General features: G+C 54.5%; 13 protein-coding genes. 7 read left to right on the forward strand and 6 right to left on the reverse strand.

The annotated features are described in order from the left end of the window. Positions 1 to 204 precede the first annotated feature (204 nt). Entirely contained in the window at positions 205 to 2,166 is a 1,962-nt protein-coding gene (locus U869_RS0125895) for a U32 family peptidase (RefSeq protein WP_025120072.1), read from the reverse strand. 138 nt (positions 2,167 to 2,304) lie between these two features. Here U869_RS0125895 and U869_RS0125900 point away from each other — a divergent pair, with 138 nt between their 5' ends. The 6 genes from U869_RS0125900 to ruvX all read left to right on the forward strand — a co-directional run bounded on the left by U869_RS0125900 (position 2,305) and on the right by ruvX (position 6,451). Further along, on the forward strand, positions 2,305 to 2,805 hold the full coding sequence (locus U869_RS0125900; protein ID WP_029987347.1) for a SprT family zinc-dependent metalloprotease: 501 nt from the start codon (positions 2,305 to 2,307) through the stop codon (positions 2,803 to 2,805). Between the two features lie 114 nt (positions 2,806 to 2,919). After that, positions 2,920 to 3,618 carry a deoxyribonuclease I gene (gene endA, locus U869_RS0125905; protein WP_025120073.1) on the forward strand — a complete coding sequence of 233 codons (699 nt, stop codon included), beginning with the start codon at positions 2,920 to 2,922 and terminating at the stop codon, positions 3,616 to 3,618. A 67-nt stretch (positions 3,619 to 3,685) separates the two neighbouring features. Beyond that, positions 3,686 to 4,417, forward strand: coding sequence for a 16S rRNA (uracil(1498)-N(3))-methyltransferase (gene rsmE / locus U869_RS0125910; protein WP_025120074.1), 732 nt, complete (start codon positions 3,686 to 3,688; stop codon positions 4,415 to 4,417). Between the two features lie 32 nt (positions 4,418 to 4,449). Next, positions 4,450 to 5,400 (forward strand): glutathione synthase, encoded by a 951-nt coding sequence (gene gshB / locus U869_RS0125915; protein WP_025120075.1) that lies wholly within the window; start codon positions 4,450 to 4,452, stop codon positions 5,398 to 5,400. Between the two features lie 65 nt (positions 5,401 to 5,465). Next, entirely contained in the window at positions 5,466 to 6,029 is a 564-nt protein-coding gene (locus U869_RS0125920) for a YqgE/AlgH family protein (RefSeq protein WP_025120076.1), read from the forward strand. Then, positions 6,029 to 6,451, forward strand: a complete 423-nt coding sequence (gene ruvX / locus U869_RS0125925) for a Holliday junction resolvase RuvX (protein WP_025120077.1) — start codon at positions 6,029 to 6,031, stop codon at positions 6,449 to 6,451. Before U869_RS0125920 ends, ruvX begins: the two co-directional genes overlap by 1 nt. On the opposite strand, the gene U869_RS0125930 is transcribed toward ruvX, so the two are convergent. The 5 genes from U869_RS0125930 to U869_RS0125950 form a co-directional block, all read right to left on the reverse strand. After that, entirely contained in the window at positions 6,414 to 8,585 is a 2,172-nt protein-coding gene (locus tag U869_RS0125930; protein ID WP_025120078.1) for a fimbria/pilus outer membrane usher protein, read from the reverse strand. The genes ruvX and U869_RS0125930 overlap by 38 nt on opposite strands. Positions 8,586 to 8,783: 198 nt before the next feature. Then, complete coding sequence (locus U869_RS0125935; protein WP_025120079.1) at positions 8,784 to 9,224, reverse strand: DUF1090 domain-containing protein; 441 nt, start codon at positions 9,222 to 9,224, stop codon at positions 8,784 to 8,786. 122 nt (positions 9,225 to 9,346) lie between these two features. Then, entirely contained in the window at positions 9,347 to 12,580 is a 3,234-nt protein-coding gene (locus U869_RS0125940) for a transporter substrate-binding domain-containing protein (protein WP_025120080.1), read from the reverse strand. Then, a complete protein-coding gene (locus U869_RS0125945; RefSeq protein WP_025120081.1) occupies positions 12,570 to 13,202 on the reverse strand; it encodes a response regulator transcription factor in 633 nt (210 codons plus the stop codon). The genes U869_RS0125940 and U869_RS0125945 overlap by 11 nt, the downstream gene beginning before the upstream one ends. Positions 13,203 to 13,390: 188 nt before the next feature. After that, positions 13,391 to 14,383 carry a type IV pilus twitching motility protein PilT gene (locus tag U869_RS0125950; RefSeq protein ID WP_025120082.1) on the reverse strand — a complete coding sequence of 331 codons (993 nt, stop codon included), beginning with the start codon at positions 14,381 to 14,383 and terminating at the stop codon, positions 13,391 to 13,393. Between the two features lie 20 nt (positions 14,384 to 14,403). Here U869_RS0125950 and U869_RS0125955 point away from each other — a divergent pair, with 20 nt between their 5' ends. Further along, on the forward strand, positions 14,404 to 15,117 hold the full coding sequence (locus tag U869_RS0125955) for a YggS family pyridoxal phosphate-dependent enzyme (RefSeq protein ID WP_025120083.1): 714 nt from the start codon (positions 14,404 to 14,406) through the stop codon (positions 15,115 to 15,117). The last annotated feature ends 8 nt before the right edge of the window (positions 15,118 to 15,125 follow it).

The raw sequence follows: 15,125 nt of genomic DNA on the forward strand, positions 1-15,125 counted from the left end.
TTTTTAGGTAGTCAGTTATTGCGCCAAATCGCAAAATAACCGCTATTAACGCAGGGGTTAACGCTGGTGGTGTTTTTCTGACCTCATCCGGTGAGAACTGCGGGTACAGACTCATCATGCACAGTCTATTATCCCGCAGTTAACACATTGATTACAATCTATGTGAGTCGATCGGCTTATCATTGTGGGAAAATAACGTTACGGCTATTTTTTCTTCCCTGGTAGCGTCGCCTTGAGCTCCTCTACCGAGATCCCTCCTGCCACACTCCCCGGCACTGGCATCCGCAAAATATGATTTTTGATCTTGCCAATCACATGCATCTCACACGGCTTGCAGTCAAACTTCAGCGTCAACGTCTCACCCTGATGTACCAACTGCATCGGCGATGCCCTCCCCTTCACACCCTGCACACCCTTGGCCTGTTTAGGGCAGAGGTTGAAGGCGAAGCGCAGGCAGTGCTTGGTGATCATCACCGGCACATCCCCTTTTTCTTCGTGCGCCTCGAAGGCGGCATCAATCAGCGTGACCCCATAACGCTGGTAGAATTTTCGCGCCTGCTGGTTATAAACATTGGCAAGAAACGTCAGGTGCGTATCCGGATAAATCGGCGGCGGGACGGAAACCGGTTTGCGGCCGCCGCGTTCGTTTACCGCCAGGCGTGCGGCATCCAGTGCTTCCACCGCATCTCGGCGCAGTTGGTTGACCTGGCTGTTGGGCATGAAGCACACCGTCGGCAGATCAATATGAACGTCACGCGGGTAATAAAGGCTTTGCCCCAGTTTGCTCAACCCGTCACGCAGTGTGGCAAGCGCTTTTTCCGGCTGGTTGGCGGTACCGAACTCGCCTTGCAGCGTATGGCTGGCGCTGATGCCCTCTTCGCTGATCAGGGTCAGCGTCACTCCGTCGCTGGTTTGTGTCAGCAAAACATCGACGGCTATGCGGCGTTCCGATGAGGTTTTTAGCAGCGCCTGTTGCCAGTTGTGATCGAGGTTGCGATTCAGTGGATGGCTTGGACGCAGCTTATCCAGACCTGCCGGCATTTCGTTAGGCCAAATCCGGTAGCGCCCTTCGGCAATTTTATCCGCCTTATTGGTGCGGAAACCGACGATATCACGTTTGATCAGTACGTTAAGCCCATCGCCGTTAGTCAGCGGTGCTGTGACTTCCACGTCCAGATGATCTTTACCCACCTTTAGCACTTCGCCTATCGGCAGGCCAATGAACTTGGGTGAGTCGAAGGCACCAATATCCAGCTGGCGTTGGTTAACGAAGTAATCGGTACTGCCACGGTGGAAGGTTTTATCCGGCGACGGAATAAAAAAGTGTTCCGTGCGGCCTGACGATGCTGGCGTCAGATCGGAACGATCGTTGAGAATGGCATCCAGGAGTTGACGATAGTAAGCAGTGATATTTTTCACATAGCTCATATCCTTATACCGCCCCTCAATCTTGAATGAGCGAACACCGGCATCGATCAGCGCCGTCAGGTTGCGGCTTTGATCGTTATCTTTCATCGACAGCAGATGCTTTTCATACGCCACGACCCGCCCCTGCTCATCTTTCAGCGTGTAGGGAAGTCGGCACGCCTGCGAGCAGTCACCACGGTTGGCACTGCGCCCGGTCTGGGCGTGGGAAATGTTGCACTGGCCGGAGAAGGCCACGCACAACGCGCCATGGATGAAAAACTCCACGGCGGCGTCAACGTTGTCACTGATAGCTTTTATCTGACGGAGATCCAGCTCACGCGCCAATACCAACTGGGAAAAACCGGCATCGGACAGGAAACGCGCCTTCTCTACGCTACGGATGTCGGTCTGAGTACTGGCATGCAGCTCAAATGGCGGAATATCCAGCTCCAGGATCCCCATATCCTGCACGATCAGCGCATCGACACCGGCATCATACAGCTGATGGATCAGGCGACGTGCCGGCTCCAGCTCGTTGTCATGCAAAATAGTGTTGAGGGCGATAAACACTTTGGCCCGGTAGCGGCGGGCAAATTCAACCAGTCCGGCGATATCGCTCAGGCTGTTGCCAGCATTGTGGCGGGCGCCAAAACCTGGGCCACCGATATAGATCGCATCGGCTCCGTGCAAAATAGCCTCACGGGCGATACCTGCATCGCGGGCGGGGCTGAGCAATTCAATCTGATTAGATAAAAGCATGGTTATCGCCGTTAGGGTAAGGGTGAAAATCGCTGCTATTGTAGACACAAGCCTCGTACATACAAGCCTTGGTTGCCCATATACTTTTCCTTACTGCCCCGTTGCCAGTCACTGCGTCATTGCTTAAGCTAACGCCCCATGAACAGAGTAAGAATCCCCATTGCACTGCAACAGGCGGTAATGCGTTGCCTGAGAGACAAGTTGCTGCTGGCGCAGCAGCATTTTGCCATTGAGTTCCCTGAACCCAAGATCCTGTATCAGCAACGCGGCACCAGCGCGGGCACCGCTTGGCTGCAGGCCTGGGAAATCCGCCTTAATCCGGTACTGCTGATGGAAAATCAACAGCCGTTTATCGACGAAGTGGTGCCCCATGAATTGGCTCATCTGCTGGTCTTCCGCCAGTTTGGCCGCGTGCCGCCACATGGCCGGGAATGGCGCTGGATGATGGAGAGCGTCTTGCAGGTGCCCGCCAGCCGCACCCACCAGTTTGAGACCCACTCGGTACAGAGCAAAACCTTCCCCTACCGCTGCAATTGCCAGCAGCATCAACTGACCCTGCGCCGCCATAATCGGGTGATGCGCGGTGAGAGCGAATACCGCTGCCGCCAGTGCGGTGACAAGCTGACCTTTTCCGGTTAGTCGAAACCGTTAACAAAAATATTTACAAGTTAAAACAATCCATTATCTGCATTTGCACCTGCCGGTGACTTCCGTTACCCTGCCTGCCTTTCCAATTTTGAGTTGTTTTGGAATATGCATCGCAAAATTTTACTTTTGGTCGTACTGACGGCCTCCAGCGGCGCACTGGCAAAGGGGATTAATAACTTTACCCAGGCCAAGGCTGCCGCCGCTAAAATCAACCAGGACGCCCCCGGCAGCTTTTATTGTGGCTGCAAGATCGACTGGCAAGGTAAGAAAGGCATTCCCGACCTCAATAGTTGCGGCTATCAGGTACGTAAAAATGCCCAACGCGCCGAACGTATCGAGTGGGAACATGTGGTTCCGGCCTGGCAGTTCGGCCATCAGTTACAGTGCTGGCAACAGGGCGGGCGTAAAAACTGCAACAAGGATCCGGTTTATCGCCAGATCGAGATCGATCTGCATAACCTGCAACCCGCCATCGGTGAAGTGAACGGAGATCGCAATAACTTCATGTACAGCCAATGGCGGGGTGGCGAAGGGCAATACGGACAGTGCGAGATGAAGGTGGACTTCAAGAACAAACAGGCCGAGCCACCAGCCCGTGCTCGCGGTGCGATAGCGCGAACCTACTTCTATATGCGCGATCGTTACCAGCTACCGCTTTCACGCCAGCAAACCCAGCTGTTTGAGGCCTGGGACCGGCTGTATCCGGTCAGCGCCTGGGAATGTCAGCGGGAAGCACGCATCGCCATAGTACAAGGGGCTCATAACCCTTATATTCAACAAGCTTGTCAGCAACGAAAAGGCTGACCTACTATAGAGCTTTCGCGTTGCCCCCGGCAGCGCCGTTTCATTGAGCCAGGATCTGACAATCATTATGCGTAAACCCCGCATTTACCATCCAGAACCCTTGAGCGCCAGTGCAGAAATTGCATTGAGCGAGGATGCTGCCAATCATGTCGGTCGCGTGCTGCGGATGAGCGCCGGGCAGGCGCTGCAACTGTTCGACGGCAGCAATCAGGTGTTTGAGGCAGAAATCACCCGGGTGGATAAAAAGAACGTGCTGGTTCAGGTCAGCGCCGGGCAACAGGAAGATCGTGAATCACCGCTCAACCTGCATCTTGGCCAGGTGATCTCCCGTGGCGAAAAGATGGAATTCACCATCCAGAAATCCATTGAGTTGGGCGTGAACGTGATCACCCCGCTATTTTCCGAACGCTGTGGCGTTAAACTCGACGGCGAACGCCTGGAGAAAAAACTCCAGCAGTGGCAAAAAATCGCCATCGCGGCCTGCGAGCAATGCGGCCGCAATCGCATTCCGGAAATCCGCGCAGCGATGTCGCTGGAAAACTGGTGCGCCGAGCAAGACGATAGCCTTAAGCTGAACCTGCACCCGCGCGCCAGCCAAAGCATCAATACCCTACCCCTGCCAGTCGATCACGTGCGCCTGCTGATTGGGCCGGAGGGCGGATTATCCGCCGACGAAATTGCCATGACCACAGGCTATGGATTTACTGATATCCTGCTGGGGCCACGCGTTTTGCGTACAGAAACTACCGCGCTCACCGCAATTACCGCTTTGCAGGTCCGTTTCGGCGACCTGGGCTAAGAGCCTGTCTGACAGGTTCGTAAGGAGAAGAAATGATCAAGCTCGGCATCGTGATGGATCCTATTACCTCCATCAATATCAAAAAAGACACCAGCTTTGCCATGCTGCTCGAAGCGCAGCGCCGCGGCTGGGAACTGCATTACATGGAGATGAACGATCTCTATCTGCATGCCGGTGATGGCCGCGCCCGCACTCGCCTGCTGAGCGTGAAAGAAGATAAAGAGAGCTGGTTCAGCTTTGGCAGCGAGCAGGATTTGGCGTTGCAGGATCTGGACGTGATCCTGATGCGCAAAGATCCGCCGTTCGACACCGAATACATCTATGCGACCTACATCCTGGAACGGGCCGAAGTGAAAGGTACGCTGGTGGTCAACAAGCCACAGAGCCTGCGTGACTGTAACGAAAAGCTGTTCACCGCCTGGTTCCCGGAGCTGACGCCAGATACGCTGGTCAGCCGCAGCGCTGCCCATATTCGCAAATTCCACCAGCAGCACGGTGACATCATTCTCAAACCGCTGGACGGCATGGGCGGAGCTTCGATCTTCCGCGTGAAGCAGGATGATCCTAACCTGTCGGTGATTATAGAAACCCTGACCGAACACGGCAGCCGTTTCTGTATGGCGCAAAACTTCCTGCCTGCCATCAAGGATGGCGACAAACGCATTCTGGTGGTGGATGGCGAACCGGTGCCTTACTGCCTGGCACGTATCCCGGCCCAGGGCGAAACCCGTGGTAACCTGGCCGCCGGTGGCCGTGGCGAAGCGCGCCCCCTGAGCGAAAGCGACTGGAAAATTGCCCGTGCAGTAGCCCCGACGTTAAAAGAGAAAGGGCTGATCTTTGTTGGCCTGGACGTGATTGGCGATCGCCTGACGGAGATCAACGTCACCAGCCCAACCTGCGCCCGTGAAATCGAAGCCGCGTTCCCGGTTTCCGTCACCGGCATGCTGATGGACGCCATTGAAAAACGTCTGGCCGCGAAGTAGGCCGACGACGCGCCCTCTCTCATCGGGAGAGGGCATGTATTTGACTTCCCAATCGAATTAACGACATGAATTTACAGCACCACTTCCTGATTGCCATGCCCGCAATGCAAGATCCGCGCTTCAAACGTTCGGTGATTTACGTTTGTGAGCATAATGACGACGGCGCCATGGGATTAGTGATCAATAAACCCGTGGAACATTTCACTGTGGAGACGGTGCTGGATAAACTCGACATCAAGCCTACACCGCGCGATCCGGCGATCGACCTGGATAAGCCGGTATTCGCCGGTGGCCCGCTGGCGGACGATCGCGGCTTTATTCTGCATACCCCGCGCAAAGGCTTTGGCTCCAGCATTCAGATCTCACCAGCCACCATGATCACCACCTCAAAAGACGTATTGGAAACGCTCGGCACGCCGGATCAACCCGCCGATGTGCTGGTGGCGCTTGGCTATGCGGGCTGGGAAAAGGGCCAGTTGGAGCAGGAACTGTTAGACAACGCCTGGCTAACCGCCGAGGCCGATACCGATATTCTGTTCCACACGCCGATCGCCAACCGCTGGCGCGAGGCAGCCAACCGCCTTGGCATCGATATTCGCAGCATTGCCAGCCACGCAGGACACGCCTGATGAGCAACCGTACTATTATCGCCTTCGACTTCGGCACCAAAAGCATCGGCGCGGCTATCGGCCAGGAAATTACCGGTACCGCTCGGGCACTGGCGGCCTTTAAAGCGCAGGATGGCGTACCAGACTGGCAGAAGATCGAGCGCCTGCTGAAAGAGTGGCAGCCAGACCTGGTGGTGGTTGGCTTACCGTTGAATATGGACGGCACCGAACAACCGCTGACCGAACGAGCGCGTAAATTTGCCAACCGGCTGCATGGCCGCTTTGGCGTGCAGATTGCGTTGCACGATGAGCGCCTGAGCACCGTTGAAGCACGTGCCAATCTGTTTGACCATGGGGGATTCCGCGCCCTGGATAAAGGCAGCGTCGATTCCGCTTCCGCCGTGGTTATTCTGGAGAGTTGGTTTGAGCAACATCCGGGCTGACTTTGCGTGCCGGGGCGAAACGGCTGAACATGATAGCCCCGGCAGTTGGCACCACGTCCTGGTCAGTCTCTGGTAACTCAAGCGTTTCGGGTAACTCAAAACTATCCAGCGTGAGACTGTTTATCCGGTACGGCGTCAGGTTCCCCACCAGCGCATAGCCCCGCCAGTCGGTGGTGACACCATACTGGTTATCAACCCCAATCCCCGGCGTACCCGGTACGCTGACGATAGCTACGGTATCCCCTAATGACTGCCCAAACGTCAGCCCTTCCTGGTGCGCCATCAGGCTACCGGAAAGCTCCAGACTCTGCTGGCGATAGCCTTTCCCTTGCGAATGCCCCACTCGCAATTCACCGGCGTTATATTGGTAATCGGCGCTCAGATCCTGGCTGCTGCCATAGCGTTGGCTCTGGATGGTGCTGGCGTTGTAGCTCAGGCTATAGTCGTCGAGCAACGTGCCGCTGACGCCAATCCGTCGGCTGTCGGTCCGATCGTTGGCCAGCGAATGATCGTAGTTCAGCTTCATGCATGGTGCCCCCAGCGCATTCAGCGGCAACGAGAAAGACAGCCCCAGTTGCGCCTGTTCTTTGCCATAAGAGGGACGGTTATATTCCGCATATAGCGCAACGTCGACCTTACCCATGCTGGCGCTAAAGCCCACTTCAACGCTGGTCTCACCTCTTTGATTACCCCGCGTTGTCTCCCGCACCAGCGTCAGGTAGAGACTGTCTGAATCTGACAGATACTGGTTATAACGCGCCTCCAGGCGATATTTTTTTTCCTCATCAAAGTCACCGACAAACATGCCGTCTTCCCAGTCCCACCAGTAGGTGCTCTGCTGGTCTATCGCCGTGCCAAAGGTGCGATAACGCTGCCGCGGATAGTATTGAGCCATCAGGCTGAGAGAAGACTCCCAGGCCGGAAAAGCCTTCGCGTAACGAATACGCGCCATGCCACCGGTATCTGGCGTTGCACGCCTTGGCTGGCGCGCGGAGGAAAAGGTGTAATCCGCCGAGATCGCGCCCCACTGGTTAAGGCTCTTGCCAATGCCGATCGCCGCGCTGTGATAAATATCCGCTCCCTGAACGCCACCATACAGCGTGACCTTCCCCGGCAACCCGTAGCTGAGCGACGCTTGGGCAAAACTCGGCTGCTCCTCTTCCATCCCATAATAGGGCCGGTATTTCCCCACCGAAGCGTCATAGCGCCACTGGCCAACGTAAACCAGGTTGGGCATGGAGGAATAAGGGATTTTACGCTCGGTTTCGGTGCTGTCGCTTTCCCGTATCGTAACGGTAAGATCTCCCTCAAGCGCTGGCGGATAGACATCTTTCAGCACAAAGGCGCCGGGAGAAACAAACGTTTGATAGATCAGTTCGCCGTTCTGGCGCACCCTCACCTGTGCGTTACTGCGAGCGAAGCCGCGGATCCAAGGTGAAAACTGCCGCAGGCCATCCGGTAACATCCGGCTATCCGAGACCAGGCTGATACCACGGAAACGCACGTTTTCGAACAACGCTGACGGCGTTACGCTATCGCCCAGGGTCAGCGTGGCACGCCAGGCTTTGATATCGCGATAGGCCAACGCCCTTTCGGTATGCCAGGTAGGGTTGCCCCAGGTTTCTTTCTGATAGACCGGCTGATATCGCAATCGCCACGGGCCGACGTTGGCCCCGGTGGTAATATCGGCATACAGACTTTCATGCCGATCCGAGTTGCGATAGTTCTCGCCCGCGTAATGGCCGTAGTTGAGCTGATAGTTAACAAAAGCCGCATTAATACCGTCATCCCAGCGGCCTGCCAGCAAACTGTCCCCGAGCATGGCTGCCGGGATATCCACCGTCAGTAGTTGCGCAACGGGTTCGTAAAACATCTCAATTCTTCGCGCACTCAAGACATTGGGCAAAATACAGCCCTCGGCGGTGGTTGCCATCTCCTTGGTGGCGGCTTCACGGATACCCCATTCACGCAGCAACGGCGTATTGATACAAGGCTGGCCATCCGGGCCCAGGTTAACCACCACCTCGCCCTTGAAGTTGTCGTTAATGATGAGATAGGCGCTGCTTACTTCTGCCCAGGCATCTTTAGCCAGCAGGGCCAACGGCATGATGGCAATGCGAAAAATGGGTTTCATTCGTTCCCTGAGTGCAAACCACGATAATTACCCATCGCCCCTGACAACAACTCTGGACTGGCTCCCTCTCCCTCAAGCAAGTCCTTATGAAACCCCCTATTTGTAACCTGGAAGAGGGTTGGGGTGAGGGGGGATGGATAATTACCCAACACAAAAAGAGGCGCATCTGCGCCCCTTGATTAATGAGATCTTGACGGCTTATTTCTGCAAAGAGGCCAGTTCAGCGCGAGCCTGCTTCAGCTCTTGTTTGATTTCATTGGCATCAGCCTGCTTTTCCTGCAGTTTTTTCTGATACTTGGCGACTTTTTTAGCGTCACCTTTGGCCTGGGCTTCGCGCAGATCGGCTTTGATTTCCTGCACGTCTTGCTGTTTTTCAGCCAGTTTTTGCTCCAGCTTGGTGACTTTCTTCTGAGCATCCTGCAATACGCTGCCGTTAGTGCAATGAGCATTCACTTCGCTCAGCGCTTTCTTCAGGCCAGCGATGCGGTTGTAGTTACCGTATTTTTCAGCTTGCTGGATCTGATATTCGATCGCTGCACGCTTTGCGTTGCAGTCTTGTGCAGCATTAGCCAGTGAAGAAAAGCCTACACCCAGAGCCAAAACCAGTGGCAGCACTGCTAATTTAGTGATCTTTTTCATCATGTTATCCTTTAACGTTATGACAAATGGGGAGCACTGAGCCCCCTTCCTAGTGATAAAGAATAAAATGAACCCGGTTACCTTAAAATCTGCCAAAGGCTTAATCGCGCTGTAGGAAAGGACTATTCGCCTGTAGTACGTTGGATTTCTCTTAGTTCACTGACTAGCAATTGCACTTCATCCAGCACTTCCGTAGCGGTTGCCTCGCTGGGATTATCATGCAATGTCTGGCAGGCCTGGTTTAGTTGCTCTGCCTTCACCAACCGCGCGGCACCGGCCAATTTATGCGCCAACGCCTGGATGCTGAGCGGGTCGATAGGCTGCTGCTGGAGTTCCTGGTGGAGTTGCGCGCCATCTTCATCCATACAGGTTATCAAGGTGGTGATGAACTCCTGCAATACCTGTGGCTGGCGCAGTTCTGGCGGTAAATCTGCGATGATAAACGGTGCCAGCAGTTCGCTTTGTTCCCGCTCAACCGGCGGTAGCGTAGCCAGCTTCTTTCTCAGCATGGCCAGATTGACCGGCTTGAACAGGCAGTCATCCATCCCGGCCTGTAAGCAATCCTCACGAGCAGTTTCCTGGGCATTGGCCGTCAGCCCCCAGATAATGAGCGGCGTGACCTGCCGCTCCTGCTCATTACGCCTGATTTGGCGGCTCAGACTGTAGCCGTCGAGTTTGGGCATCTGGCAATCGGTGATCATCAGATCGAATTGCTGCTGCTCCAGTTGCGCCAATGCCCGCTCCCCATCGCCAACCACGGTGGGCCGATGACCGAGGAAGCACAGTTGCTGGTTCAGTAACATTCTGCCTGCCGGGTGATCTTCGACGATCAATATCCGCAGATTGACTGACACTGGGAGGGGAATGGTCTCTTGCTGGATCGGGAACTGGAGTTTCAGCAATCGGGCTACGGAAAGCAGCACGGTGACTTCACTGCCAATCCCCACTTCGCTGCTTAACACGATGGTGCCCCCCATCATGTCCATCAGCTTACGGCAGATATACAGGCCAAGCCCGGCCCCCCCTGTTTCACCATGACCTTGGGTGAATGGCTGGAACAGACGCTGCTGGGTGAGCGCATCAATGCCCTTACCGGTATCGGTGACACGCAAGCGCAGATCTAGCCGTTCCTCGCCGATCTGGTCAACAGCCACGCTCAACGCCACCTGCCCTTGTTCGGTAAACTTGATGGCATTACTCACCAGATTGGACAGCACCTGCTTGAAACGCATGGGATCGATCAGCACGTCACCGGTAACTTCGGCATCAATATCCAGCTTGAATAGCAGCCCTTTCTGCCTGGCCACGCCGTCAAACAGCGTTGCTACGGATTCAATCAGGCGGCGTATGTCCGCGCGCTGCGGATGCAAAATCAACCGGTCTGACTCAATCCGCGAAATATCGAGAATATCGCCGATCAGTGCCAGCAGGGAGTGAGCAGATTCATGGGCCACACTCAGTAGTTCCCGGTCCTGTTCCACGTCGTGACGTTGGCGGTTTAGTACCAACTCCAACATGCCGATAATGGCATTCAACGGCGTACGGATCTCATGGCTCATGGTAGCAAGAAACGTCGTTTTAGCCCGGTTGGCGCTATCGGCGTGTTCTTTCGCCTGCTGCAACTGCTCGATCAGGCGATCGCGTTCGGTAACGTCAAACACGGTCTGACAGCGCTGAACCTGTTGACGCTGGCTGCGCAACCGGCCGATAAGCAAGGCCACCAGCAGCAATACCAATAGCAAAGCCATCAAGATCAGCGCCATAGGGAAATAACGAGCAAGCTGCTTATCATCTGTCTGTGCGTCTTCCAGCAGATAGGTATTGTTGTACCAATTGCTGGTCATCGCATGAATATCCTCTGGGGGAACGTTCAGCAAGGCCTTATCGAGGATGGTCGCCAACGGGTATTCAGTGCCGGCAACGCCAATGACAAAACGCGCCGGTTCGATATCCAGCGCGCTAAGAATACGCAGCCCTGACGAGGGCTCCCGGGCCAGGAAGTAGTCGGCGCTGATCATCGGCAAAACCAACACTTGCGCCTGCCCAGATTTTAATGCCGCAATACCAGCCTGGGGTGAATTGACGCTGACAATCTGACTTGCGGGATACTGCGCCTGTAATTGAGCCTGCAATGGGTGCCCGGTTATCAACGCAATCGTACGTGGTGGATCGTGGCTAGCCAGATGTGGGATACCTACCAGCACCCAGGAATTGAATAAGTAGGAGCGGGTCGTCAGCAGGCCATTAGGCCAGATCGCATCCAGGGTGACACCGGTGACAATATCGGCTTTACCGGCCTTGATGGCATTCAGCGAGTCTTGTAACGATGCCGCGCGAATAATATCGAATTTCAGGCCGATACGGCTGGAGATGGCGGCCATCACATCGGCCGTTAAACCACGAAAATCGCCTTGAACATCGAAGAACCCCAACGGAGCGAAATCACCATTGACCACCATCCGCACTCTGGGATGCTCTTCCACCCACTTTCTCTCCAACGAGGTCAGTGACAGATGTTCATCCCCTTGTGACATGGGGATCCCCCCATTCCAGCGGCTTTGGATCTCGGTATGGGCACTTTCCGGGATGGTAGCCAACACCGCATTAAACACCCGCTGCAAACGCACATTATCCCGTGCCAGGCCAAAGGCAAAACCCTTGATATCTTGTTGGGGCAGCAACTGCATACGTAAGTTATTCAGGTTGCCCTGGTTAATTAAATAACGCGCCGCCGTGGCATCACCAATAAAAGCCTCCAGCTTGTTAAACGATAATGCCTCCAATGCCCGGCGTGGAGCGTCATAAATCTGATATTCTGCCGCCGCAAAGCGTTCGGTCAGCTGCGGGTTGCCACTATAGAGGCGCTCAATGGCAATGTGTTTGGGCGGATGCGATTGCAGCAGGCTGTCGATACGCATAATCAGCGCCGGAGCGGCAAGCACGTAGGGAGTAGAAAGCAGCAGGTCGGGATCGGCATGACTTGTGGCAACCACATTACCGATCACATCGACTTCCCCTTTGGCCAAATCCTGGCGCAAAGTCGCTCCATTCTCGTAGTAACGTACTTTGACCCGCACGTTCAGGTTGTAGCCGATAATCCCCAGATAATCGGCATTGATACCGCCGTAATCCCGTGTGCCGCTGGTGATATCAAAAGGAGGATAGTTCGGTGCCGCGATACCAAAAACCAACACCCGTTTACGGCGTAGCCATTGCCAATCCTCGTTGGTTAAATTAGCCTCGGGTAAATGGGCCTGACTGCGGCTAAGCAAATTAATTTCACGGTATGCCTGAGCTCCCTCGGCGCAAACGCTAAAGCAAAAAAACAGGATGATGATAACAAATTTATTTATCATCAGCGTGCTTATCCTGATGGAGGAACAAATCCACCAACTCCTCAACATGGCTAACTTTCAACTTTTCCATCAGACATGTCTTATAAGTGCTGATGGTTTTATTACTTAAAATCAGTCTGTCAGCAATTTCCTTATTACTCAGGCCCGCAGACAAATAACGCAACACGGTCAATTCACGATCGGACAGGCGAGAAAGAATATTCTCATTATGGATGGGGGCGTTGAGCAAAGGTAGCAGGGTAGTTTGTGGAAAGCAGGCATAACCTTGCAGTACCAACTGGCACAAAGGAGCCAACTGGCTGATATCCTGATCCTTGCTGAAGAATCCGCTGGCTCCGGCCCGCAGCGCCCTCTCTGCATAGCTTTCTGCGGGCAGACTGGTGTAAACCACCACTTTAATATCGCTATCCACCTGACGAATATGCTGTAGGATCTGCAACCCATCCATTTTGTTCAGTATGATGTCCAGGATCACCAGTTGTGGCGTATTTTCCTTTATTCGCGCCAGCGCATCCAGACCGTTCGTCGCGGTCAGGATCGAGTCATTACCTAATGGGGAGAGAATGGCTTTCACAGCGAAACAAATTGCGGGATGATCGTCAACAATCAACCAGGGACTCATAAGAACACCTCATCCTTGAAAAGGAACTATCCTAGAAAACCAGTAGGTAATAAATCACCGAGACACCTACTTTTACCGCAACATGATCCGTTCTAAAATGATAAATACATCCAGAACAATCCCAAAATCACTACTTGATGGATTTTAATTAAAGCCTGATGAGAAAAAATAGTTAATGGATTGTGGCATTATAATATTCCCTGCGCAACACGCTGCTGCAAACCCTGTGCAAAAGTTTGCATGCCCGACTGCGCTCCGGTTTGCAACACGCTGACCAGTTGGTGGGTTTTACCCTCGCGGATCATACTGCTCACTGCCGCCGTTGCCGTGAGGATCTCATAAATGGCGACACGCCCTCCTCCAGGCTTACTCAGCAGTTTTTGTGCGATCACCGCTTGCAGACTGTTGGCCAACTGGGCCCGAACATAGGCTTTCTCTTCCGCCGGGAACACATCGACCAACCGTTCTACCGCCTGAGGTGCGCTGCGAGTATGCAAGGTAGCCAGGACTAGATGGCCGGTTTCTGCCGCAGTCAACGCCAGCCGGACGGTGGTGGTATCACGCAGTTCCCCTAACAGGATCACATCCGGATCCTCACGCAACGCGGCCCGCAGCGCATCATCAAAACTGTGGGTATCCCGCCCTAGCTCCCGCTGCTGGATCAGGGAACGCTGGCTACGATGGATAAACTCGATCGGATCTTCCAACGTGAGGATATGGCGGCGCTGATGTTGATTGATAAAATCGATCATCGCCGCCAAGGTGGTGGATTTGCCACTGCCGGTAGCCCCGGTGACCAATATCAGGCCATCATCACGCTGTAACAACGCCGGGATAATTTCTGGCGTGGCCAGTTCGACCAGCGTTGGACACTGGCTGGCGATCCGACGTAGCGCCACGGAGACCCCGCCGTGCTGTAAAAAGAAATTGGCGCGTAACCGAGTATCCTCCACCAAGGTTAATGCCCTATCGAGCTGCCCAACCCGCTGTAGTTGCTGCCACAGCGCCGGCGGCAACTGCGTTTGGCACCATGTAGCCATCTGCTGGTCAGTCAGCGTTTCCCCATTTTCTACCGCCTGGAGTTCACCATCGATACGTAACATTGGCAGATGACCGGTACAAAGGTGCAGATCGGAGGCATTATGCTTTACACTAAGGGCCACAAATTCATCGATATCCATATCAATCTCCCAGGTTAACTATGAGCACTATCCAACAGAATCTGCAGGGTGTCAGGAGCCGCATTGCCACGGCCGCTCAAGGTTGCGCACGCATTCCAGAAGAAGTGACATTGCTTGCAGTCAGTAAAACCAAACCTGTGGAGGCGATCGCACAAGCCATCGCCGCAGGCCAGCACGCATTCGGCGAAAATTACGTGCAGGAAGGGGTAGACAAGATCCAGCATTTCGCCCAACAGCCCGAAGGGGCGGAGTTGGAATGGCACTTTATCGGCCCGCTGCAATCCAATAAAAGCCGGCTGGTGGCAGAGCATTTTGACTGGTGCCACACCATCGACCGCTTGCGCATCGCCCTACGCCTGAACGATCAACGCCCCGCAGCCATGCCGCCGCTGAACGTGTTGATCCAGATAAATATCAGTGACGAGCAGAGCAAATCTGGCATTGTATTGGATGAGCTACCGGCGCTGGCCGAAGCAGTCGCCGCATTGCCTAACCTACGTTTACGTGGGCTGATGGCTATCCCGGCCCCGGAACACGATTATCAGCGCCAACTGGCAACCTTTGGCCAGATGAACGACGCATTCCAGGCTCTCAAGCAGCGTTATCCGCAGGTGGATACGCTGTCGATGGGCATGACAGACGATATGCAGGCTGCCATCACCGCTGGCAGCACGATGGTTCGTATCGGCACCGCAATTTTTGGCGCCCGTGACTACTCGCACACAACCGTATAACGAGGATT

Origin of the sequence: Serratia sp. H1w (assembly GCF_000633355.1) — a bacterium.
Lineage (GTDB): Bacteria > Pseudomonadota > Gammaproteobacteria > Enterobacterales > Enterobacteriaceae > Chania.

Coding starts and splice junctions, on each gene's coding strand:
- endA (WP_025120073.1), top strand. CDS start 2,920: ATGCATCGCAAAATTTTACTTTTGGTCGTACTGACGGCCTCCAGCGGC.
- U869_RS0125900 (WP_029987347.1), top strand. CDS start 2,305: ATGAACAGAGTAAGAATCCCCATTGCACTGCAACAGGCGGTAATGCGT.
- U869_RS0125930 (WP_025120078.1), bottom strand. CDS start 8,585: ATGAAACCCATTTTTCGCATTGCCATCATGCCGTTGGCCCTGCTGGCT.
- rsmE (WP_025120074.1), top strand. CDS start 3,686: ATGCGTAAACCCCGCATTTACCATCCAGAACCCTTGAGCGCCAGTGCA.
- U869_RS0125920 (WP_025120076.1), top strand. CDS start 5,466: ATGAATTTACAGCACCACTTCCTGATTGCCATGCCCGCAATGCAAGAT.
- U869_RS0125950 (WP_025120082.1), bottom strand. CDS start 14,383: ATGGATATCGATGAATTTGTGGCCCTTAGTGTAAAGCATAATGCCTCC.
- ruvX (WP_025120077.1), top strand. CDS start 6,029: ATGAGCAACCGTACTATTATCGCCTTCGACTTCGGCACCAAAAGCATC.
- U869_RS0125945 (WP_025120081.1), bottom strand. CDS start 13,202: ATGAGTCCCTGGTTGATTGTTGACGATCATCCCGCAATTTGTTTCGCT.
- U869_RS0125955 (WP_025120083.1), top strand. CDS start 14,404: ATGAGCACTATCCAACAGAATCTGCAGGGTGTCAGGAGCCGCATTGCC.
- U869_RS0125935 (WP_025120079.1), bottom strand. CDS start 9,224: ATGAAAAAGATCACTAAATTAGCAGTGCTGCCACTGGTTTTGGCTCTG.
- U869_RS0125940 (WP_025120080.1), bottom strand. CDS start 12,580: ATGATAAATAAATTTGTTATCATCATCCTGTTTTTTTGCTTTAGCGTT.
- gshB (WP_025120075.1), top strand. CDS start 4,450: ATGATCAAGCTCGGCATCGTGATGGATCCTATTACCTCCATCAATATC.
- U869_RS0125895 (WP_025120072.1), bottom strand. CDS start 2,166: ATGCTTTTATCTAATCAGATTGAATTGCTCAGCCCCGCCCGCGATGCA.